Source organism: Psychrobacter sp. GW64-MNA-CIBAN-0177 (assembly GCF_040309585.1).
Classification (GTDB): domain Bacteria; phylum Pseudomonadota; class Gammaproteobacteria; order Pseudomonadales; family Moraxellaceae; genus Psychrobacter; species Psychrobacter okhotskensis.
The window spans coordinates 32,555-55,552 of sequence record NZ_JBEOOY010000001.1; the positions used below are offsets into that span (position 1 = coordinate 32,555).

The 22,998-nt window shown below is 44.6% G+C and carries 19 protein-coding genes and 4 tRNA genes; 10 read left to right on the forward strand and 13 right to left on the reverse strand.

Translation table 11 applies throughout. The features are described 5' to 3' along the window. Window positions 1-141: 141 nt before the first annotated feature. The 5 genes from AAEY79_RS00110 (at window position 142) to AAEY79_RS00130 (ending at window position 6,245) form a co-directional block, all read left to right on the forward strand. Window positions 142-2,100 carry a DUF294 nucleotidyltransferase-like domain-containing protein gene (locus tag AAEY79_RS00110; protein ID WP_352286712.1) on the forward strand — a complete coding sequence of 653 codons (1,959 nt, stop codon included), beginning with the start codon at window positions 142-144 and terminating at the stop codon, window positions 2,098-2,100. A gap of 17 nt (window positions 2,101-2,117) precedes the next feature. Beyond that, a complete protein-coding gene (locus AAEY79_RS00115; protein ID WP_352286715.1) occupies window positions 2,118-2,723 on the forward strand; it encodes a 3'-5' exonuclease in 606 nt (201 codons plus the stop codon). 94 nt (window positions 2,724-2,817) lie between these two features. Then, entirely contained in the window at window positions 2,818-4,890 is a 2,073-nt protein-coding gene (locus AAEY79_RS00120; protein ID WP_201582345.1) for a D-alanyl-D-alanine carboxypeptidase/D-alanyl-D-alanine-endopeptidase, read from the forward strand. A 139-nt stretch (window positions 4,891-5,029) separates the two neighbouring features. Further along, a complete protein-coding gene (locus AAEY79_RS00125; RefSeq protein ID WP_025652121.1) occupies window positions 5,030-5,545 on the forward strand; it encodes an ABZJ_00895 family protein in 516 nt (171 codons plus the stop codon). A gap of 160 nt (window positions 5,546-5,705) precedes the next feature. Then, window positions 5,706-6,245, forward strand: a complete 540-nt coding sequence (locus tag AAEY79_RS00130) for a DUF421 domain-containing protein (RefSeq protein ID WP_025652120.1) — start codon at window positions 5,706-5,708, stop codon at window positions 6,243-6,245. 219 nt (window positions 6,246-6,464) lie between these two features. Here the strand turns inward: AAEY79_RS00130 and AAEY79_RS00135 are convergent, their stop codons facing one another. Then, window positions 6,465-6,911 carry a DUF2147 domain-containing protein gene (locus AAEY79_RS00135; protein ID WP_025652119.1) on the reverse strand — a complete coding sequence of 149 codons (447 nt, stop codon included), beginning with the start codon at window positions 6,909-6,911 and terminating at the stop codon, window positions 6,465-6,467. A gap of 236 nt (window positions 6,912-7,147) precedes the next feature. Between AAEY79_RS00135 and rlmH the strand changes: the two genes are divergently transcribed. Beyond that, window positions 7,148-7,636 (forward strand): 23S rRNA (pseudouridine(1915)-N(3))-methyltransferase RlmH, encoded by a 489-nt coding sequence (gene rlmH, locus AAEY79_RS00140; protein WP_201575579.1) that lies wholly within the window; start codon window positions 7,148-7,150, stop codon window positions 7,634-7,636. 177 nt (window positions 7,637-7,813) lie between these two features. Then, window positions 7,814-8,716 (forward strand): class III extradiol ring-cleavage dioxygenase, encoded by a 903-nt coding sequence (locus tag AAEY79_RS00145; protein ID WP_025652117.1) that lies wholly within the window; start codon window positions 7,814-7,816, stop codon window positions 8,714-8,716. A gap of 35 nt (window positions 8,717-8,751) precedes the next feature. Here AAEY79_RS00145 and AAEY79_RS00150 read toward each other — a convergent pair whose 3' ends face one another. The 3 genes from AAEY79_RS00150 to AAEY79_RS00160 all read right to left on the reverse strand — a co-directional run bounded on the left by AAEY79_RS00150 (window position 8,752) and on the right by AAEY79_RS00160 (window position 14,111). After that, window positions 8,752-10,245 carry an amidase gene (locus AAEY79_RS00150; protein WP_201633281.1) on the reverse strand — a complete coding sequence of 498 codons (1,494 nt, stop codon included), beginning with the start codon at window positions 10,243-10,245 and terminating at the stop codon, window positions 8,752-8,754. A 124-nt stretch (window positions 10,246-10,369) separates the two neighbouring features. Beyond that, window positions 10,370-10,651: a hypothetical protein gene (locus AAEY79_RS00155; RefSeq protein ID WP_201580932.1), complete on the reverse strand. Its 282-nt coding sequence runs from the start codon at window positions 10,649-10,651 to the stop codon at window positions 10,370-10,372. Between the two features lie 97 nt (window positions 10,652-10,748). Further along, complete coding sequence (locus AAEY79_RS00160; protein WP_201565944.1) at window positions 10,749-14,111, reverse strand: DNA translocase FtsK; 3,363 nt, start codon at window positions 14,109-14,111, stop codon at window positions 10,749-10,751. Window positions 14,112-14,780: 669 nt separating this feature from the next. Between AAEY79_RS00160 and trxB the strand changes: the two genes are divergently transcribed. The 3 genes from trxB to AAEY79_RS00175 all read left to right on the forward strand — a co-directional run bounded on the left by trxB (window position 14,781) and on the right by AAEY79_RS00175 (window position 17,128). Then, window positions 14,781-15,803, forward strand: coding sequence for a thioredoxin-disulfide reductase (gene trxB, locus AAEY79_RS00165; RefSeq protein ID WP_101210916.1), 1,023 nt, complete (start codon window positions 14,781-14,783; stop codon window positions 15,801-15,803). Next, window positions 15,804-16,634: a leucyl/phenylalanyl-tRNA--protein transferase gene (aat, locus tag AAEY79_RS00170; RefSeq protein WP_025652109.1), complete on the forward strand. Its 831-nt coding sequence runs from the start codon at window positions 15,804-15,806 to the stop codon at window positions 16,632-16,634. A 62-nt stretch (window positions 16,635-16,696) separates the two neighbouring features. Further along, window positions 16,697-17,128, forward strand: coding sequence for a MerR family transcriptional regulator (locus AAEY79_RS00175; RefSeq protein ID WP_025652108.1), 432 nt, complete (start codon window positions 16,697-16,699; stop codon window positions 17,126-17,128). A 63-nt stretch (window positions 17,129-17,191) separates the two neighbouring features. Here AAEY79_RS00175 and rimI read toward each other — a convergent pair whose 3' ends face one another. The 9 genes from rimI to AAEY79_RS00220 all read right to left on the reverse strand — a co-directional run bounded on the left by rimI (window position 17,192) and on the right by AAEY79_RS00220 (window position 22,868). Then, window positions 17,192-17,662 (reverse strand): ribosomal protein S18-alanine N-acetyltransferase, encoded by a 471-nt coding sequence (rimI, locus tag AAEY79_RS00180; protein WP_201565937.1) that lies wholly within the window; start codon window positions 17,660-17,662, stop codon window positions 17,192-17,194. 243 nt (window positions 17,663-17,905) lie between these two features. Further along, complete coding sequence (locus tag AAEY79_RS00185; protein ID WP_352286723.1) at window positions 17,906-18,451, reverse strand: 2OG-Fe(II) oxygenase; 546 nt, start codon at window positions 18,449-18,451, stop codon at window positions 17,906-17,908. A 106-nt stretch (window positions 18,452-18,557) separates the two neighbouring features. Beyond that, window positions 18,558-18,713: a hypothetical protein gene (locus AAEY79_RS00190; protein WP_352286726.1), complete on the reverse strand. Its 156-nt coding sequence runs from the start codon at window positions 18,711-18,713 to the stop codon at window positions 18,558-18,560. Window positions 18,714-18,913: 200 nt separating this feature from the next. Next, complete coding sequence (tuf, locus tag AAEY79_RS00195; protein ID WP_025652105.1) at window positions 18,914-20,104, reverse strand: elongation factor Tu; 1,191 nt, start codon at window positions 20,102-20,104, stop codon at window positions 18,914-18,916. 444 nt (window positions 20,105-20,548) lie between these two features. Next, window positions 20,549-20,623: transfer RNA gene (locus AAEY79_RS00200), tRNA-Thr, on the reverse strand. Between the two features lie 119 nt (window positions 20,624-20,742). After that, window positions 20,743-20,816, reverse strand: a tRNA-Gly gene (locus AAEY79_RS00205). Window positions 20,817-20,897: 81 nt separating this feature from the next. Beyond that, a tRNA-Tyr gene (locus AAEY79_RS00210) sits at window positions 20,898-20,981 on the reverse strand. A gap of 66 nt (window positions 20,982-21,047) precedes the next feature. Continuing rightward, window positions 21,048-21,123, reverse strand: a tRNA-Thr gene (locus AAEY79_RS00215). 248 nt (window positions 21,124-21,371) lie between these two features. Next, window positions 21,372-22,868, reverse strand: coding sequence for a chorismate-binding protein (locus tag AAEY79_RS00220; RefSeq protein WP_352286730.1), 1,497 nt, complete (start codon window positions 22,866-22,868; stop codon window positions 21,372-21,374). Window positions 22,869-22,998: the final 130 nt, after the last annotated feature.

A 22,998-nucleotide genomic window follows, 5' to 3' on the forward strand; every position in this document is an offset into this window, starting at 1 on the left:
GCAGTAAGTTCTAAAAAATATATCCACCTCTACATAGCAACCTCCAATAACCACAATAATAATATGGTTATTGGAGGTTTTTTGCTTTAATAGTGCTATAGTAAAGCGTCTACTATTGAATATGCCATCAAGGATGATGCCATGCCCCATCTTGATTTTACCCAGCCACCGTTTGATGTTTTTCGTTTATCTGAACGGCAAAGTATCAGAAAGCACACCCAAATTCGCTATCTTGCCAAAAATGAAAGCTTGGCTACTGAAGACATGCAGTATCTTTATGTGGTCATCAAAGGGCAAATTGAGCAACTGCTTGATGGTGAATTTGTCGCTTCCTACTTGGGTAGCAATCACTCTGACCACTTGAATAGCAACGACTGGTTCGATAGTCGGCGTCTGCCCAAATCGCTAACAGAGAAAACATCGGTAGCAGACTCAGACATAAATACTACCAACCCCTCACCCTACCAGTTCCGTGCGGCTGAAGACACTCTACTGCTACAAGTTGATGGTACGGCCGTGGACAAAATCAGTGCGCAAAACCATTTGGTACGCCAGTTATTGTCAGACAAATTGCCTGAACGGTTAAAAGCCTTACAACAGCGTCGTAGTAGTCAAGGCTTAGATATTGATAGCTATAATGATCAGCAAGAAGTACAGCAAATCATGCTGCAGCCAGTGATTGATGTCAATCTATTGCCGGTACACATTGTCGATGCCAATAATAGCTTATACGAAGCCGCTCATACTATGACCAAAGCGGGGCTAAAACATGTACTGATAAGACCCTTAAATCATTTAGAAAATATAAAAGAAACATCACATGGCACCGGTCATCTGCTCGGCATCTTGACCGATAGCGATATTTGCCGTGCCGTGAGCGAACAGCAAGACCCTGCCACTACCCTTTGCCAGCGTTATGCCAACTTCAATCTGCGTACCATCAAGGCTGATGACGAGATTGGTGATGCGCTATTGACCATGACCCGCTACCGCATTCATAGGCTTCCGGTGATTGACAGCAATGGAGACGTCGCAGGCGTACTGGGACAAAGCGATATGCTCGCCCATATCGGGCATCATTCGCAGCTCATTAGTATTCAAATCGGGCAAGCAAAAGACTTGCCGAGCCTAGATACGGCAGTCGAGCTCATCGGTCGCTATATCCGTGCGCAACATCAAAACGGTGTCAAAATTGGCAATATTAGCCGCATGGTACAGACGCTCAATGCCCAAGTTTTCACCAAACTCTGGCGACTTATCGTTCCTGAAGACATTGTGGAAAATACTTGCCTAATCGTCATGGGGTCAGAGGGTCGCGGCGAGCAAATCATGCGTACTGACCAAGATAATGCCTTAATTATCCGTGATGGCTTTACCCATCCTGACTTGGCGCAGTTCGCTGATACCTTTAACAACCACTTGGCAAACCTTGGTTATCCGTTATGTGATGGCAATATCATGATGACCAATCCGATGTGGCGCCAGCCGTTAAAACAGTTCAAAGCAAACCTCAGTTTGTGGTTTAAAAACAGCGATCCGATGCACAGTATTTATTTGTCCGCCATACTGGACGGCGAATATGTCTGCGGCGATGAGTCGCTACTCACTGAAATACGCGACCATCTAAAAACAGCGCATAGGCAATCTGATCCAATGTTCGTCCGTCAGTTCGCCCGTGCCGCCTTACAGTTTGGTGATGTCAATCAGTGGTGGCAAAAGTTCGTGCCCCTGCTAGGCGGTAAGCCCAATGCACAAGATATTGACTTAAAAAAAGCCGGTATCTTTCCGCTGGTTCATGGTATTCGCACTTTGGCATTAGAGAATGATGTCTTACACGTGCCTAGCACTAAAGGTCGTCTAAAGGCCTTGGTAAGCAGTCATGCCTTAACCCAAGAACGTGCCGACACTTTATTAGAGGCGTTAGAGTTTTTTATGGCGCAGCGTTTATCCGTGGCGCTCTCTACCGATGACAAACATGCACGGCAGGTCAATCCGACGACGTTATCAGCGCTCGAGCGCGATCTATTAAAAGAGTGTCTGGCGGTGGTCAAAAGCTTTAAGGCGCAGCTCAGACAGCACTATCAACTAGAAATTTCTTGAATGGACGATCGACGAATATGGGTTGGTTTCGACAGTTATCATGCGAGTGGCAAAAGAAGCATCTACAGCGTCCAGAGCTAGCAACGATGTTTGCTCCATCAGCACCTGAGCAGTGGGTAGCGATTGATTGTGAGATGACTGGACTCAATCCAAAAAAGCACCACTTACTGTCTATAGCTGCGATTCATATCAATGGCAATACTATCGATACTGGTAATGGCATGCATCTGGTTTGCAGACCGCCAGTGATGCCTGACCGCGATACTATCGTGATTCATGGTCTGCGTACCGCTGATGTCGAGCATGGCATGAGCTATGATGAGATGTTGGCATTACTGCTACCCTTTATTAATAATCGACCGATAGTGGGGTTCTGCCCACAAATAGATACGGGGTTTTTGAATCCCTTGGTGAAACGCTATATGGGCACGACATTACCGAACGAAGTCATTGATGTGCGGCATTTATACAGTCGGCGTATGGGCGATCGCACGCAGGGTATCCCCAATCAGTCACAACAGCTGGGCAATATCTTAGCGCATTATCAGATTCCCAAATTGGGAAGCCACGATGCGTATAACGATGCTATCATGACAGCAATGGCATTTTTACATGTACGTTAGAGCCTGTTGATGTTGAGAGGGGCTCGCTACAGCTACGCGAAAACAGCAACTCATGTTACCATAGTCTGATTTTTCACCTGATGACAGACTGCTCATGCCACTCACTTCCAAACCCTCTAATGACCCTACTATTAGCACCAAACATCAATCTACTAATACATATCCACGACCGTTTATGCCATCTAGCAAACGCTTATCAACGCTTGCTTTGTTTGCAGCGATTATGGCATCGCCGCTCTATGCACAAGCGGCTCTACCAGCAGCCATTCAAGCCGCGCTAGCGCGAGCCGATTTAACCTCAGCGGATATCAGTATGGTCATCACCCCAGTGGGTGATAAAAATGCCAGTCGCTTACCCGTGCCCATTCAGGTTATCAATAGCAGCAAAATCACTAATAGTGACAAGCATAGTGATGATCATATTAACAAGCAAAACACAACCGTCTATCAGAGTCCATTGCTAACGATCGAGAAGCAGACGATCCAAAAGCATGAGCAACAGCTACACGCTTATACCGATGATCCTTATACTTATCAAAGTTTAGAGAGTGCGCCATCGATACTGCCGGATGATACCTCAACATCTCTCAATAATGGTAGTAGCAATGAAGGTAGCGACGTTGCCATAAACGCTGCGCCTACAAATACTGGGTCTACAAAAAACACCTCTATCAAGATTTCATTTTCACCGTTGATCAACCATCAAGCCGACATTCCTCGCACACCTGCCAGCACAATGAAGCTCGTTCCCAGTTTTATTGCCTTGGACACACTTGGTGCTGATTTTGTCTGGCATACACGCGTGTATCATAGCGGCATTATCATCGGCGACCGTTTGCATGGGGACTTAATCATTCAAGGAAGTGGCGACCCAAAGATGACCCATGAGCGCTTACAGCAGCTACTCTATCGCGTACAAGCAGCGGGTATTCGCCATATCGACGGTGATATTATTATTGATAGTGCGGTCTTTAATCATGTGAGTAAGGATCCGGCAGCCTTTGATAACGCGCCCCTACGTCCTTATAACGCCAGCCCTGATGGTTTTTTGGTGAATTTTAGTACGATAGGTATCAAGAGCTACCCGTTAGATAATGGGCAAGCAAGCCTCGACTACACACCAAAATTGGCCGATTATCAGCTGCCAACTACGATCAACACGCGCACAGCCTCCTGTGGCCAAGCCCGTTATAGCCTAGCACCGCAGTGGCAATCAGAACAGCTGGCGTTAAATAATAACCTACCAGACAGCTGCGGCGAGCATGTTTTTTATGTCGCCTATCCTGACGCCAAAGACTTTGCGGCACGGGTCATCGCGGCCAAATGGCAAGCACTGGGAAACACCCTAAGTGGCAAGGTCATCTCACAAGAAACGCCTTATCAGACCGCAAAAAATAGCAAGTCGACGCAGGGTCTGGCAGCGTTATCGATGGCACCCTTGCCGCTGGTCAGTTACCCCTCGTTAACCTTAACCCAGCAGATTTATGATATTAATCATTTTTCTAACAATGTCATGACCGAGCAAGTCGCACTATCGATTGGTGCTTATGGTCAATCTGCTATAGGTAACAGTACAACCAAAGCAGATAGCGTTAAAGCCGTTAATATTAAAAGTAATATAGAATCCAATATAACTAGCGGAAATAATAATACATCGAGCAATGCTAACGCCGTAGATAATAAAACCATGAGCAAGCAGACAAGCAGCTTATATCAGTTTGGCAAACCTGCTGCTACGGACTATCCTGCGGCATTACAAACGATAAATCAGTGGTGGGAGAGTCATCTGAACACCCCGCCACCCTATCTGACCAATGGCTCAGGACTCTGCCGCGACTGTACCATCACGGCCGCTAATTTAAGCGAGTTGTTAACCTATGCTTATAGCCATCCTAGTTTCGATGCTTATGTCAATTCGTTAGGCGTCGCTGGGGTCAGTGGCACCATTGCCGCTCATGGCGAGCGCTTGCCTGAGTCGGACGCTATCGGTCGCGCGTGGATAAAAACTGGCACTTTAAATAACGTCACATCGATGGCAGGATATGTCAAAGGCTTGTCTGGGCAGGATTATGTCGTCGTTGGCCTTATCAATACCGAACAGGCGTTAAATGCTACTACCGCCAGACCGGTATTGGATGCAATGCTCGACTGGACCGCTCAGCAATGATTGGTCTTTATCAAGTAATATGAATAAATAGCTCTAACAAATAGCGCTCAACCTTCTCTATTGATTTATCGCACATTTTTATTGCCTTATTTTGCACTGTTATCGATAGTCAGTGTTTTACCTTTATAAAGGTCAGCTTATGTCACGTAAGACCACGCCACTCAGCAAGTCTACTACTCAATCTGCACACACTGGGTCGCCACAAAGCAGCAAATTAACGTCGCCTAAACTGACACAATATGTTGGTTTTTTTACGGTAGGTTATATTCTTACCAGTGCGATATTTATGATGATTCAGACCAAACTTGCCCTAAACTCGCAATTGGTCACCGTACTCTCTATCATTATTGGCGCTTATATTGCGGTCAGTAAATTTATTAAACATCAACAGCGCGCCCTGAATAAAAGTGAAATCAATCGCTTGACGTTAAGCGGGGTTGCGGTGGTCTGGTTATTGACTGCTATTTATTTCTTAGGCATATGGTTCTTTTTATTCGACGCGGTGAACCGTGAAGTCTTGGTCGAGATGGCTATGCAGCAACCTCTACCGCTAGTTTCTGCTTTAGTCATGATACTGGTACTGACTTTTATCAGTGCGCGTATCAGTATTTGGGCGCTGAATCGTCTGCTTGATCCCAAACGCAAAACCCTTTGAATTTGAACACGCCTGACTCTCTACAACGTACTACAAAGTTTTTTCACTATTAGGGTGTGAATTCCGTTACGCTAGTTTTAGCTAGCGTAACCTTCAGATTGAAGACACGCCCTAGCCTTTAACATTGAACTACTTTGTATTATTGATAGGAGTTGACACTATGGACATGCTATTTTTTGACAACATAGACAAGCTTGGACGCATCGTTTTGACCACTGTGATGGTGTACATCCTAATCGTGCTGACCACCAAAATCTCTGGTAAGCGCTCCACTTCTCAGCTCAATAACTTTGATTGGGTCGTTACCGTGATGATTGGCTCATTGGGTGCCAGTACCATATTGCTCAAAGAAATCCCCCTTATCGAAGGCATGGCTTCTATTTTGGTTCTATACCTATTACAGTTTTTGGTCACCAAATATGCCTCTATTTCACCGCAATTTAGCAGTTTTATTTTGTCAGAGCCGCGCATCGTTTTTTATCAAGGGCAGTTTTTGCCAGATGCTATGAATGCTGAGCGCCTGACGCGTCAAGAAATCGAGTGTGCTATGCGTTCTGAAGGCATTAATAATTTCGATGATGTAGAGGCCATCGTTTTTGAATCTGACGCTAAGCTGACGATTATTCCTAGACCAAGCGATAGTGATAATAGCCAACATACAGAAGACAAAGTCTCGCAAACCATCGCGCCACTTATGTGATGTCGTTAGCCGTAAATGTCGTGCAGTAGTAAATGTCGTGAATAGTAATAGCAACTTGTTAAAGATACAGACATAAAAAAGGATAGCCAATTTGATCGGCCATCCTTTGTTGTTAAATTTATACTCAACGAGACTATTTCTGAAATTACAGCTTTCTGAAATTACAGCTTTCTGAATTATAGTCTTGCTAAATGGTTTAGCTGATCGATAGCCTAACCTTTACTTGATGCGTTTCCATGTCTGCGAACGACCAAAGAGTGGCGAGCCAACATAGCCTCGCAGGTCTAGACTTTGACCGTTGTCACTTAACGTAAGTTTGCCAGAATACGTTTTGCCAGATTCAGGATCTACTAACTTGCCATCGCTCCATTTATTATTACCATCGGCTTTTAGGCCTGATAAAATTTGCAAACCTTCAACAGGTTGATTTTTAAGGCTGCCAGGGCACTTAGTACAAACGGCTTTAGCATTTTCTTTGTTGAGTACTTTGATTATTTTTCCTGACACCTTGCCATTGCTCTCACTCAGCTGAATGATGGCCTTTTTTTCACCCGTTTTGTCATCAATGGTTTGCCATTGCGAGCCATTTAAAGAGGCAGCAAAAACAGAGGTAGATAGCAGAGCACCAGCGGTAAAGGTAAGTAAACTCGATATAGTACGATTCATAAACGACTCCTTTCGTTAAAAAAATTTTCAATTGAACTTATGATGCATTAAAAAAATAGCATAAAGACATTATACAATAACTCCTTACTTCTCAAGATAACAATGAAGTAAAGAACAACTGTTTGTCGAATGCTAGTAAAGCATAAAAAAAGCTTTGTAAAAGGGTTGTTTGTTACGGCAACTTAACCTTAAAAATTTTTTGTTACATTTTCTCAATTATTGACATGGTATGTATTATGAAAGTAAGAATTTTGACGGTTGGTAACAAGATGCCGAGCTGGGTGCAGACGGGTTTTGATGAATATTTTAAACGTATCCAGCCAATGCTCAGCACAGAAATTGTTGAGCTTGCCGCCGCCAAACGTGCCAAAAACCCTTCGAATGCCAATCTCGCCCAGTACCGCGAGCAAGAAGGTCAGGCGATATTAGCCGCTCATAATGCAGCGGGACGTGAGCAGTTATGGGTATTGGATGTCAAAGGAAAGATGCTCTCGACAGAAGGATTGGCCGATAAATTGGCCGGTGCCATGCAGCAAGGCGATGATATCGCCCTAGTCATAGGTGGCGCTGATGGCGTATCGCCGGACGTATTGGCAAAAGCTGATGTGAAATGGTCGTTATCCGCGCTGACCTTGCCGCACCCATTAGTACGGGTGATGTTGATGGAGCAACTATATCGGGCGATGAGCATCAATCACAACCACCCTTATCATCGTGGCAACTAAAAACCTTAACAATTGAAAACTTAAGCAATTGAAAGCTTTAATATCAAAAATCTTAGCTACTGAAAATTATAGCCATCAAAAATAGCATGAATGCTATATTAATGGATAACGGTTTGCTTAAAAAAGATACCTCATCAAAGCGATTGAAAAATGGGCGCGCGCCCTAATAAACGGAACATGAAATACCCAAAACGAGCGACATCGAACGCCCCTTATGCGCATCAGCAACGTGAGTCACATCACCAAGAGCTGCATAAGCCTATTACCACCACAGCAGCTTTGGCAGAGGTCCAGGCTGGGCAGTTAACTGCGCCCAATTTAGCCAAGCTACCAGCAGTATTTATCTCGCATGGTGCCCCAACGCTGGCGATTGAACAATCGGCCACAACCAGCGCCTTGGCTCGTATCGGGCAAAACTTACCTAAGCCACGTGCCGTCGTCATTATGTCGGCGCATTGGCAGTCGGCAAAGTTGGAAATCAGTAGTAACCCAAGACCAAAGACATGGCATGACTTTTCGGGCTTTGCGCCTGAGCTATACGAGCTACAATACCCTGCTGCTGGTCACCCAGCGCTCGCTGAATCGTTAGCGCAGCAGTTAACGGCACGTGGTATCGCCTGTAGCGTCAATCCGATGCGCGTCTGCGATCATGGCGTTTGGGCACCGCTTATACACCTCTATCCGCTGGCCGATGTGCCTGTCGTCCAGATATCATTGCCACGGCACTATGACAGTGTTGCCTGTTATCAGCTAGGCGCGCAACTGGCGCAGCTGCGTCGTGAGCAAATCCTCGTCATTGGTTCAGGCAATATCACTCATAATCTGCAAGCCCTACGCTGGCAAGCTGATAGCATAGATGAGACGGCACAAGACTTTAAGCTATGGTTACTCCAGCAGCTCAAAACAGACATCCCAGCAGCATTAGACTGGCAGCAATATCCTAATTATCGAAGCATACATCCGAGCGATGAGCATCTATTACCACTATTTTTTGCCCTAGGAGCTGGTCAACGCGTCTCGGTGGTGCATCAAAGTATGGCGCACCACAGCTTAGGAATGGATATCTTTCGCTTTGATTAAGCAACTTTCAAGCCATAGCGATAGCAAAAATACAATTACTTTTCAAAAGCAGCTTTGGTAAACAACCCAGCGCGCTCCATTTCGCCAGCAATACTAAATAGCGTCGTCTCATCATTCATACGCCCAATCAACTGCACCCCAATCGGCAAACCCTTTTTGCTCATACCTACTGGCAACGACATGGCAGGCAGTCCAGTGACGTTGCCCAGCAAAGTAAAGGCCATTTTGCCCAGTACAGGCTGACTAAGTTTTTCAATCATCCCTGAGCTAAAGGCATATTTACCCATATCGATGCCTTTGTTGAGTAAGCCTGCGCTGCGCATGAGCATCTCATCCATACGACTTGGTGGTAGCACGCCATGCTTAACCGCAGGCGTCGGTACGGTCGGACACAGAATCATATCGTAGATGTCGAGTAATAGACCCGTTTGATATTGACTGTCATGCCAGCCCTGCTTAGCATGCGCCAAGTCAACGGCAGAGAGCGAGCGTCCCAACATCGCCATGTTATAGGTTTGCGGCTCTAGATTCTTTATATGTTCCGAGCCAAATGTGCGTTCAATATTATCAATGGTAAAGGCGGTATGGGTGCAAACCACCACTAAAAAATCATGCCAAAATTGCTCGATATTAATATTTGGCTCGGCAGGTACCACTCGATGTCCCATAGCTTCTAATTGCTTTGCCGTCTGCTCCAGAACGTTCAAAACTTCTTTGTCTACTACGGTATTGGCGACTAGTGGCTGCTGGTGCAAAGCTATCGTTAATTGCCGAGGGGCGCGCATCGCTGCTTGTAAAAATGTCCCATCAGGTGGCGCAATCACATAAGGCGCGCCAATCTCAGCGCCACTGGTAGCGTCGAGCATAGCGGCACTGTCACGTACGCTACGAGTAATCACATGATCGGCAACTGCCCCTTCCCAACCTTCCCCGAATGAGGGGCCTATGGGGTTACGTCCACGACTGGGTTTGAATCCAAACGCTCCGCACCATGCTGCCGGAAAACGTATTGAGCCGCCACCATCGCCAGCACCTGCCATCGGTACGATACCGCTCGCCACCGCCGCCGCGCTACCACCCGATGAGCCACCAGAGCTATAGCCCTTTTTGAATGGATTGTGGGTGGCACCGTGCGCTTTGGGTTCAGTGGTGATGATTAAACCAAACTCTGGCGTATTGGTCTTACCAAAGGTATTGACACCCGTCGCTTTCATACGTTTAACGATTTCGCTGTCGTTTTCTGGCACGACATTCACGCTACGACTGCCCATCGTGATGGGTTCGTCAGCAAAATAAAATGATAGGTCTTTGAGTAAGTACGGCACACCATTAAATGCACCTGCTGGCAATTCTGCTTGCGCGGCATCATAAGCACGCTCATCAAAACGATGGATAATAGCGTTTAATTTTGGATTGAGTGTATTGGCTTGATAGACGGCAGCATCTAACACCTCTTTAGCGCTGACTTCACCTGCATTGACCAATGCCGCCAATGCTATGGCATCATATTGGGTATATTCTTTAAACATAACTGACCTTCCTTGGTTTATAAGTATTGAGTTAAGTTAAACTAATATAGTGTTGTTTTCTTAGTAATGTCTACTCATAAAAAAAGCCAAACAGTTATGTTTGACTTTTCTGTTTTTGAAAGCTTTATTTTAGTTCAAACTGAACAAACCTATTCCATTCTTCAATCGCATTATTTATTGATTTTTGATGGTTTTTAATTCCACGGTTCTGTTCCTCAACAAAGTCGTTAATACAACTTTGATACTTATTAACATCATCCACAAATCGATTGTACTGAGCCTCAGATGTAAAGTTATAGGGTTTACTAGGCTTAGAACAGTACATATGCTTTTGAAACGTATCAGCAAGCGTAATGTTGGAAATACCTAAAGTTGCAACGATAATAGTAAATACTATCTTTTTCATAAAACTTCCCTATATATTGAGCAGATGCAATTATTACTCTTTATATTTATTCTAATATAGATAACCAACGATAACTACTTTTAAGCTCAATATTTATCTACATTAATAGCTCACGCTTACCACTTTTACCCATCGAACTGACCAAGCCAGCCTCTTCCATTGAGTCAACGATACGAGCAGCACGGTTATAACCGATGCTAAACTTGCGCTGAATACTAGAGGCAGAGACTTTTCGCGTCTCCATAATAAACGCCACAGCATCGTTATAAAGGTCATCGTCCTCACCAGAGGCATTCGCCGTACTACCACCGCCACTAGGACTAGACAGTTCAAAGTTGCCTGCCATATTATCAATATAATCCGGCGCACCGCGTTCACGCCACGCATCACAAACACGGTTGACCTCTTCATCGCTGACATACGCACCATGCACACGGTCCGGCTCAATTTGACCAGGTCCTAAAAATAGCATATCGCCGTTACCAAGCATGTCTTCGGCACCGCCACTGTCTAGAATCGTTCGCGAATCCACTTTTGAGTTCACTCGTAACGCTGCACGAACGGGGATATTGGCTTTAATCAAACCAGTAATGACATCGACCGATGGACGCTGGGTGGCAAGCATCAAATGAATCCCTGCCGCGCGTGATTTTTGCGCCAAGCGCGTGATCAGTTCTTCAGCTTGTTTACCGACTTGCATAATCATATCGGCAAACTCATCCGCGACAATGACAATCATCGGCAAAGTTTTTAGCTTCGGTGCTTGGCTGATGCTGACACTATCATTGGGTCGCCATAAAGGGTCAAGCATAGGATTGCCTGATTTCTCAGCAGCAATGACCTTTTTATTGAACTCGTTAAGCTTACGCACCTTTAATAAGCTCATTAGCTGATAACGGCGCTCCATCTCTGCCACACACCATGACAAGGCACTAGCGGCTTCAGTCATATCGGTGACGACTGGCGTTAGCAGATGCGGAATGTCGTTATAGTTGGCAAGCTCTAATTGCTTTGGATCAATCAAAATCAGACGCAGCTCATTTGGCGTATATTTGAGTAGCATCGACAGTAGCATTGAGTTGACCAATACCGATTTACCAGAGCCTGTGGTGCCCGCAACCAACATATGCGGCGCGCGGGCAAGGTCAGTAATGATGGCATTACCACCGATATCCTTACCCATCGCCATACTGATTTGGGCTTTCGGGTCGTTGAACTTTTCGGTATTTAATAGCTCAATCAAACGCACCATCTCGCGCTTTTTATTGGGCACTTCGATACCGATATAGGGCTTGCCCGGTATGACTTCGACCACACGCAAAGATGCCATTGATAGCGAACGCGCCAAATCGCGTGAAATACCGGTGACCTTACTGGCCTTTACGCCAGCGGCAAGCTCCACTTCAAAGCGCGTGACAACGGGACCCGGAATAGCATTGACCACAGCAGCCTTGACGTTGAACTCTTGCAATTTGATCTCTAATAACTCAGACAATTGCTCAAGCTCAGCAATAGTATAACTGGGCTTACGATCAGGATCTGGTTTATCTAAAATAGAGATCTCAGGGATAGGCGTCAGACTACTGCGATAGGCAGCCGTTTGCATCGAACGAGATTTTTGGCTAAAGGCGGCATCATCACTAATATGAGGCATCACAGGCAGGTCAGTGTCGTCAGCTCGACTGTCATCTTCTGGCATCATATCAGCAATATGGTTACCGCTATCACCCTCTGGCACGGCAAAGCTTACCGTTGGTTTAGACGCAACTATCGGTTCAATAGCTGGCGCTGTGACGGTAGTTTCTACTGTAGGCGGCAGTTTAGGATTAGCCGGTGGCGTATTGGTCGGGGTCATATCAGCGACTGGTGCGACGATACTTACATCATCCTCTTCTGGAGCAGGACTTTGTATTGACAATGGGCTTTTCCATTGCTCTTCATTTGATAACTTGTCTGCTAACTTGTCTGATGACCCAGCAGAGGCGTCATAAGTACTCTCTACTGCTGGCTTTAGTGCTGGCTGTTCAGGTTTATTAGTATCTTCTTCTGTTTCTTGAGAAGGTGGTGAAACAGGCGCATGCTCTGCTAACCAAGACTCTGCCAATGTATCAACTGTTTCATGCGTTTCATGCGTTGTATGACTGTCATCTGACGTTGCAGCTTGAGGCTCATCCATAAGATGAGGCGCGATTTGCTTGCTTGCTGCCCCTACAACTGCCTGCTCGACGCTGTTGTTTGGTTGGTAATTAACAGTAGAGCTTGCTGTTGGTGTCTCTAGCATTGCCGTTTCTGTTACCGCGTCTGTGGCTACTGAGGTCTCAGTTGGTGACTCAGTATGATTCATATAAGTAGGTGCAGCAGCGTCAGAATACTGATTACTGTCTTGAATACTTTGATCGTGAATAGCAAAGTCGCTGGCCAATAGGTCATCAACGGTATTGGCATCATTCCAAGCAAAGCTCGGCTCCACTTTACGGGTAGGCGTCGTGACAGGGTTTGAGGTAGTAGATACCTTGTTCTCGCTAAAGGTGCTAGAGGCATTTACGCTGGTGCTGCTAGGCGTGACGGCGGCGCTTGATAAATGCTCGCTCTGACTATCATTCCTCGCGGATACTGGCGTCGCTGCTGCCATAGAAGCCTTGACGCTAGCACCTAACCCAGAAGTCGCTAAAAAATCAGTCAGTACATGACTGAAACGACCACTATTATCTGCTTGTTGCTTATGCGCAGTGTCCTCAGTAGCTTGCAGCTCAAGGGGCAGCTGCTCATATTCTGCTACCGCTTGCGCGGCTTCTTCGTCAGTTCGACTGTCATCATCACGCTGTTGATGACGTTCTTTAGTTGCCTGCACACTATCACGCTCGTTATCTTGCTTTCTTACACCAGAACCAAGCCATGATAGGGTCATGATTTTTTGATATATCACCAGCCAATGAATATTAAAGGCAAAGGTCGCGGTGATAATCACGAACACCGTTAAAAAAATCACACTCCCCCACTGCGATAATAATTGAGCCAAACGTGCTTGCAGCTCAAGCCCGATAATACCACCCGCTACCCCTTTGAGGCCTGTGGCGACCGGATCGGCTACTTGCTGCACTAAAGCGACCAGTTGCGCGAATAAAGCACTCGCACTTAGGATTAAAAACACATAAGCAACCAAGCGCAGCAACCAAAACGTCGGCTTATTGTCCCACCAAATAAGAATAGATTCATAGACCACAAACGCCAGCAACCACCATGCGCCAAAGCCAAAAAAGCTATAAAGCAGGTCAGATAACCAAGCACCTGTCTCACCACCCATATTATTGATGGTCGTCATATCACTACTGATATGCGACCAGCTTGGATCATTACCGGTATAGGTCAGTAAAATAACAAACAGATAAACTGCCAGTATCAACCCAAGGAGGGTAAATATTCCTTTTTTCAAATACTCAATAAGCGGTGCTGATATCACGTAAGATCTGCCTTGTTATTAATACTAATTGGTCGCCAATGCATGACTAAGCCTAACCATGCTGACATAAAATTCTGATATAACGCACCAATATAAAGTGCTGATATGCATTTACCTAGTGCAGTGTTTATGATGAAGCGCATCAGGCTAAACCTTGTGTAAAAAGGAGTTTAGCCTCATTGATAAGATAAAACATGTGCTTTATCACTTGCCCTTATTTGTCATTTGCTATCGTTTGTCCATCGAATAATTGACGCGGACAAGCGTCATGACACTGGGCATAACCTCCTATAATAACAAATAGATAGGGACGGTGGCGACAGTGTTATAAAGAAAGCGTGCAAGAAAACCTCTTAATAGACAATTTGGGCAAAAATCTGCCACATTTAACCGATATGACTCACAGAAAACGCTTAAACTTCTTACCTAAACGCTTTAAAATACCCAGCCGTTCTTAGGCTGTGTTTGCGCATGTTAAGCATTCCTATAGATGCTTTAATTCTAATGATACCCATGTTTGTTTTAGCAAACTTGCACTTTTTGCCGTCTGCCCTTATGTTATTATCACACAGCAATTAAAAAAACTATACTAACGCATATTTTTGGTGATTATTTCTTATCATATTGATTATTAGCTCTTTTCATTCTTATATTTAGCAAGGAAAAAACATGGCAACTGACAACCCTACTCCACGCCACGAAAAACTCATTATTCTAGGCTCAGGCCCTGCTGGTTACTCTGCTGCTGTTTATGCAGCGCGTGCCAACCTAAAACCTGTTATGGTCACTGGTTTAGAAGTGGGCGGACAGCTCACCACCACCACCGAAGTCGACAACTGGCCGGGCGATGCGCATGACTTAACAGGTCCTGCATTGATGGATCGTATGAAAGCGCACGCTGAGCGCTTCGGTACAGAATTGGTCTATGACCATATCAATGATGTCGATTTAACAGAGCGTCCCTTTAAATTAACGGGCAATAACGGCAACTACACTTGTGATGCCTTGATTATCTCAACCGGTGCCTCAGCGCAATACTTGGGCTTGGCATCAGAAGAAAAATTCAAAGGTTTGGGCGTATCAGCTTGCGCAACTTGCGATGGTTTCTTTTATAAAGACCAAAAAGTAGCGGTTATTGGTGGTGGTAATACCGCCGTTGAAGAAGCCTTATACTTATCAAATATCGCAGCTGAAGTCACGCTGGTGCATCGCCGTGATGGTCTACGTTCTGAGAAAATATTACAAGACAAATTGTTTGAAAAAGCCAAAAACGGTAATATCAAAATCGAGTGGAACCATAGCGTCAAAGAAGTGGTAGGCGACGATATGGGCGTCAATGGCGTGGTTTTGGAGTCTACTATCGATGGCAGCACCAAGCAACTAGACGTGTTTGGGGTATTCATTGCTATTGGACACAAGCCAAATACCGAGCTATTCAAAGGCCAGATGGATATGAAAGACGGCTATATTGTGGTCAACAGTGGCCTCAATGGTAATGCGACACAGACCAGTGTTGAAGGGGTTTTTGCCGCTGGTGATGTGGCAGATCATGTCTACCGTCAAGCGATTACTTCTGCGGGCACTGGCTGTATGGCAGCCCTCGATGCAGAAAAATATCTAGACTCGCTAGGCGAAACCGTGGCGACCGATCATACTTATGCATCAACGCTCACTGCTGATAAAGAAGTCTAAATGAGCCACTCTGCTAAAACTGCTAACCCAAGCGTCAGTGTCGATAATCATATCGATACTGACGCTCATATAAAGCCTGAGACTCTAAAAAGTCTTGGGCTTTATGATTTCCCCAATCCTATTTCCGTCGATCCTGAAGGGGTTGGCTTGGTCGCTGTGGGCGGAGATCTAGCATCTGAAACGCTGATTTCTGCTTATGCGCAGGGCTTATTTCCTTGGTTTAATGAAGACGAACCTATCGCTTGGTGGTGTCCTGAGCCGCGCTGTGTGATGCTGCCAACTGACTATCAACCGAGTAAATCCCTACGCAAACAAGCCCACCGCGAACGTTGGCAACTCACTCTCAACCAAGACTTTGATGCAGTGATTCACTCTTGTAGTATGCCGCGCAGCGATGGCTTGCCTGAGGGCGAGCACACGTGGATTCATGATGAGATGATTGCAGCTTATACTAAGCTACATGCGCAAGGCTTTGCGCATAGTATTGAAGTTTGGGACAATAACAGCCAACTAATCGGCGGCTTATATGGGCTAAAAATAGGCAACATCTATTTTGGTGAATCGATGTTTCACCGTGCTTCTAATGCGTCTAAATTGGCGTTTTGGGGCTTGATGCGCTTATGCGCGCAAAGCAATGTCGCGCTTGTGGACTGCCAACTACCCAATGAGCATTTGATGAGCTTGGGGGCAACGACCCTACCACGTGCTGAATTTCTTAACCAATTAGACACACTGATAGCCAGCCGTTCAGTCAAATGGCACAAAGACTCTCATAAACCTTTAGCCGTATCGTTACTAGATACCGCAGAGCCTTGGCAGCCACAGTTATAAGTGCAGACTCAAACTGGATTGTAGATAATAATCGAATCGAACATCTTACTTACGAGGTTATTATGGCTCCTGATACATCATTTTTGTTAATTGGAAAACTGGCCATCAAAGCCAATACAACCAAAGACACCGTACGTCATTATGATGAGCTAGGGCTACTCAAGTCTCGCAAACGTCAGGCCGGCTCACGCTTATATACTGAGTTTCATCCCGAATGCATTGAGCGTATTGAGTTGATTAAAAGCGCACAAGCCATTGGCTTTACCCTTACTGAAATCAGAGACAGTCTTAATGACTATTATGATGGGCAGCTAGATATCGATTTACAACTGACGCTCACACAGCAAAAACTGGCACAAGTCAAAAAACAACAAGCCAATATCAATGTCATGATAGAGCTGTTAAGCGAACGTATTGAAGTGCTTGAGCGAATGAAAGCAGATAGTGACTATGAGCTCGATATTGAAGTGTGCAAAAAGACAATACCCGAGTAATCTAGGGCGTGTTCTCATTTATAATACTTATTAATCCAATAGTATGTGTGCTGCTAATGACTATTAAAGATACACACGCTGCATAATCAAGGCGTCAATGGCTGGGTGATGAGGAATCTGGTAATAGCCTTTCCGCCGATGAATCACTGCCAACCCTTGCTGCTCATATAAAGTAATAGCCGCTACATTATCTGCGCGTACCTCTAACAGTAAATGTTCCACCTTATTGTTCATCAACTCAGTATTCAATTTTGCAAAAAGTTGCGAGGCGATACCTTGGCGTTGGTAATCAGGATGCGTGCCGATGCGCAGGATCTCTGCTTGCTCAAAGATAACTTGATAGAGACAGTAACCAACGACTTTATCGCTTTGATAAACGACCAATAAATCAATACTATCTTGCTCAAGTAATTCTATTATTGTCTGATAACCCCAAGCATCTTGCGGTTGAATAATAGTTTCGATATTGGCAACGGCTTGGATTATTGTGGTGCGTTTGGCTAATTCCGTGGGCAGTGCTTCTATAATAATCATCCTTTTTCTCTTTATTTAGCTTTGCTGTGCCTGACTTACAGCCAGCATAGCTTAGGATTTATAACTTGTTATATGATTCTATATATAAATAAACCTTACTCTAGAATCTTATCCCAATAAAAAAGTCACCCTCTATTAAAAGAGTGATTTTTTAACTACCTGTAAGAATTTAGGTAATAAGAAAATATTGGAGTAAGTCAAAAGCATAACCTCAATATTTTTTATTATTCATTGAGGATTATTCTATAAATAGGGTTTTTCGCGAAGCCAAATAGTTGCAAGATACTTGACACCCTTAGTAACAGGAATACCAGCATGCAAGGTCAACTCGTCAACCTTACCTGCTAGATCAACGTTAGAGAAGTATATAGCTCTACCAGTTTTGGGACGAACCTCAAAATTTAATTTAGGAAAACGGGTAGCACCTCCAGACTCGACTTCTGATAAGAACATTAAAAAAGTACCCACACGCTGCCCACTTTCTTCCATAATATTACTACTACCCTCTTTATCGGGATTAAAATAGTCATAATGCGGTTTATACTCTCCCCCGTCTTCATATCTTAACACTAATAAACCTTCACCATGATTAGCAGGCCAAGTTAAGAACTCTGCTATACGTGCCTCAATGGTTTTAACAACTTTATTCGAACTTTGACGATAACTTACACTCTGACTTATTCTCGAGGTAGACTGAACGCGACTACCATCCTCATCGTTTACAACTCTAGAGATCTTAAATTTGTCATGAGAATCTTCAATTAGAGATGCGCATTCTTCTAAACTCAAAAAATCATCAATTACAACAATATGCGGTTTATGACAGGTATATGATATAGAAACTTCTTTATCACTTAGGGATATTTTATTGTCAGTTAAATCTATATATGGTCTATTAATACTTCCACTTTTTTTTCATTAGTTCATAAGCAGCATCATCCCATCCACGTGAAAATAATTCTGAAGCAATTTCATTTGTTGGCACGCCCTTGAGGATGCATACTTTCACCCACTCTTTCCATTCTTTATTTAATTTTTTTAGACCACTCATTCATTACTCCTTAACTAATAAGTTAGACAATATAAAGTTATTAACTTTCATACTACAATATATAGAAGGAAACCAGAAATTTAAAGTCGATTACTTTAGGATAAGTATTTAGGCGTCAATAAAAAAAGCCACCCTCAATAAAGAGAATGGCTTTTCACGAACTGATCAACTTTCTCAGATGACTCTGAGTAGGTTAACGCTTAGTTCAATACGTTAGCAACAACACCAGCGCCTACCGTACGGCCGCCTTCACGAATTGCGAAGCGAAGACCTTTGTCCATAGCGATTGGGTGGATAAGCTCTACGCCCATCTCAACGTTATCACCAGGCATAACCATCTCTGTTCCGTCTTGTAATTGGATTGCGCCAGTTACGTCAGTGGTACGGAAGTAGAACTGTGGACGATAGCCGTTTAGGAATGGTGTGTGACGACCACCCTCTTCTTTTGACAATACATAAACTTCAGCGTCAAACTTGGTGTGAGGAGTGATTGAACCTGGCTTAGCAAGTACTTGGCCACGTTGGACGTCTTCACGCTTAGTACCACGTAGTAGTACGCCACAGTTTTCGCCTGCACGACCTTCGTCAAGCAGTTTACGGAACATCTCTACACCAGTACAGGTGGTTTTTTGAGTGTCACGGATACCAACGATTTCAATTTCGTCACCAACTTTAACGATACCAGATTCAACACGGCCGGTCACAACGGTACCACGACCTGAGATTGAGAATACGTCTTCGATTGGCATTAGGAATGCTTTGTCGATGTCACGCTCTGGCTCTGGGATGTAGGTGTCTAGTACGTTTAGTAGTTCTACGACGGCTGGTTGGCCGTATTTTTCTTGTGAGCCTTTTAGGGCTTCAGTAGCAGAACCATGGATGATTGGGGTGTCATCACCTGGGAAGTCATAGTCGCTTAGTAATTCACGAACTTCCATTTCTACGAGTTCAAGCAGTTCTTCGTCGTCAACAACGTCGCACTTGTTCATGAATACGACAATGTATGGTACGCCAACCTGACGTGATAGCAGGATGTGCTCACGGGTTTGTGGCATAGGGCCGTCAGTGGCTGATACGACTAGGATTGCGCCGTCCATTTGGGCTGCACCGGTGATCATGTTTTTAACATAATCGGCGTGACCTGGGCAATCGACGTGGGCGTAGTGACGTGATGGGGTGTCATATTCTACGTGTGAGGTGTTGATGGTGATGCCACGTGCTTTTTCTTCTGGGGCTGAGTCAATAGACGCGTAGTCTTTGGCTTCGCCACCTGAGGTGATTGCTGCTACGGTTGCGATAGCGGCGGTTAGTGTGGTTTTACCGTGGTCAACGTGTCCGATGGTACCGACGTTGACGTGTGGCTTGCTGCGTTCAAACTTGGCCTTTGCCATGGGTATTTCCTCTTTTTTTGGTGAATCTTTATAATCAAAGATCGGTAAATAGCTGTTTGACGGCTCATGATACATACAAAACCATCAAACCGTTGACGCTATGGTTTATCTACTAAAAACTGCTTTATTGTCTTACTCTTAACTGCTTTAGTGCAATATAAACGCCATACTTTTATATGTAGGCATTATACTTGCTTTTCAATCTTTAACTTTTTTAGCTCTCGAATATTAAACTGTATTATGTGAGCGTGTTCGTACTGCATTGCTTCATCAATATAATTGATTGAGAAATTGACAGCACTAAAAGGCAACACCTCAGTGTCACCCTTAAATTTTTATTTGCTATACTGATTTTTTATCGTTTTCAATATTCTATAGTTTCGATATCGATATAAAGCTGTGTATTAAAATAGCAAAGCAAACGCAAAAAGCTGGAATAATAAATGGAGCTCATATCGAGAATTGAACTCGAGACCTCTCCCTTACCAAGGGAGTGCTCTACCGCTGAGCTATATGAGCATGCTTTTAACAACTACAGTAGCCAACCAGTGGGTTGCACTAAAAAAAATATCACGATACAGCAATAATATACTGACTGTCGTGATGAATTATTGGTAGTCTTTGCGATTGTGACTATATGGAGCGGGTGGCGGGAATCGAACCCGCGTCATTAGCTTGGAAGGCTAAGGTGTTACCATTATACCACACCCGCATTTACTCTTCTGTAAGCTCACTCTTATAAAGAGTGGTTATATATTGAGTATGCTTGGCGCTATAACAAACTTAGAAAATATGGTGGTGGGAGAAGGATTCGAACCTTCGAAGCTTTCGCGACAGATTTACAGTCTGTTGGGTTTGACCGCTCCCCAATCCCACCTTAGCTTGCTTTGAACAAAGATGACTTAATCTAAGACAAATTCATAAAAAGCGACTTTGAAAGAGATGGTGCCGACTGCCGGGATCGAACTGGCGACCTACTGATTACAAGTCAGTTGCTCTACCAACTGAGCTAAGTCGGCTTGTTCTCTCAAAGTGGTGGCTATTCTATCAAATATTTAGACAGACGCAAGCTCTTTTTGAGTTTTTTTACACTTATTTTAATAATAAACGTCAAGCAACTGATTATATTGATATTTTTTATCAGACAAAATAGCGCTTTTTATCCGGATTGTTCGAATAGTTATTAACATGCTTATGAAAACGACAACTTGCATGGTGAGGACTAGCAACTTTAATGACACTTTTGCCAAGCACTTCCATCAAACATCTAGCGAATACGCAAGCCATTACAGGCCATTTTGACCGCTTTAATGAGCGCCAACGCTTTTTTATTGGTCTCGTCCCACTCTGCTTCTGGAATAGAATCAGCGATTACCCCAGCACCGGCTTGGATATGGATTTTGCCGCGCCGCATCACAGCGGTACGAATAGCAATGGCGCTATCCATATTACCGTGCCAACCCAGATACCCAATGGCGCCACCAAATACAGTGCGGCGTAACGGCTCCAGCTCATCAATAATTTGCATCGCACGAATCTTAGGCGCGCCTGTTAACGTGCCTGCGGGGAAAGTCGCACAAAAGACATCAAGCGCATCTTTATCAGGCAATATATCGCCCTCAACGTTAGAGGCAATATGCATGACTTGCGAATAGCGCTCGATAAACATCTTTTCGGTGACATTGACACTATCACATTCACAAACACGGCCAATGTCGTTGCGACCCGACTCAATCAGCATTAAATGCTTAGCAATCTCTTTTTCGTCACTCAGCAGCTCCTGCTCAAGCACCAAATCTTCCGCTGCGTTTTGACCACGTTTACGGGTGCCCGCCAGTGGACGCACGGTGACTCTGCCATTTTCGATACGTGATAAGGTTTCTGGAGAAGCACCGATAATGTCGAAACGCTTATGATCATCAAGCGTGTAACCATGAACCAAGAATAAATAAGGCGATGGGTTTAAAAACCGTAAGGCGCGATAGACAGCAAGCGAGTCGCCAGTATAGTCAGCGGTCAAACGCTGGGCAGGCACCACCTGCATCACCTCTCCTGCTGAGATATAGTCTTTAATGTTCTTAACGTCGCGACAGTATTTCTCCATCCCTGTTTGTGATTCAAACTTTGGGGTTGGCATAATCGGCGCGCTTAAATCTGCCATTTCTGCCAACTTACCCTCAATTTGCTCTAGCTCACGAATGGCATGACCATAACCGTCTTCAGCGGTGCAGTCCGCATAAACAATAATGGACAACGTATTCTCTAAATTATCAAAAACAATGACACTCATCGACAGCATCAGCCACATATCCGGCAGTGACATCGGATCGGGGGCGTCAGACAGTCCCACACTGGGTTCAATAACTCGCACCATATCATAACCAAAATAACCGACGAGACCACCGCTAAAGCTCGGCAAGGTAATAATATCTTCGGCAGTTGGCATCTTATACTGCGCCATCAACTGACGAATATAGTCAAAGGGATCATCAACTGCATCCACGGTGGTCTGATCATTTTTTTTGACCGTCATATTACCGTCTACATATTGCAAAATCAGATCACTACCTAGACCAATCATCGAATAGCGCGCCCAACGCTCGCCGCCTACGACGGACTCAAACAAATACGCTGAGCCATTTAAGTCACGTACTTTAGAGAATACCGAGACTGGAGTCTGCGCATCCATCAAGCGTTTCTTTACCAGTGGCGCATGACTAAAGCCACGATTTTTAAAGGCGTCATACTCTTCAAAGGTCATCATAGTAGCTTTCTCTTAACACAGGGTTGGCAAAGCGCCTTAAACTTAGAAGCAATCTCAAAACAATGATAAAAATACAATACAAAGATAGCGTCAACACTCCAACGAACGCTGACGCTATTTTTAAGAATAA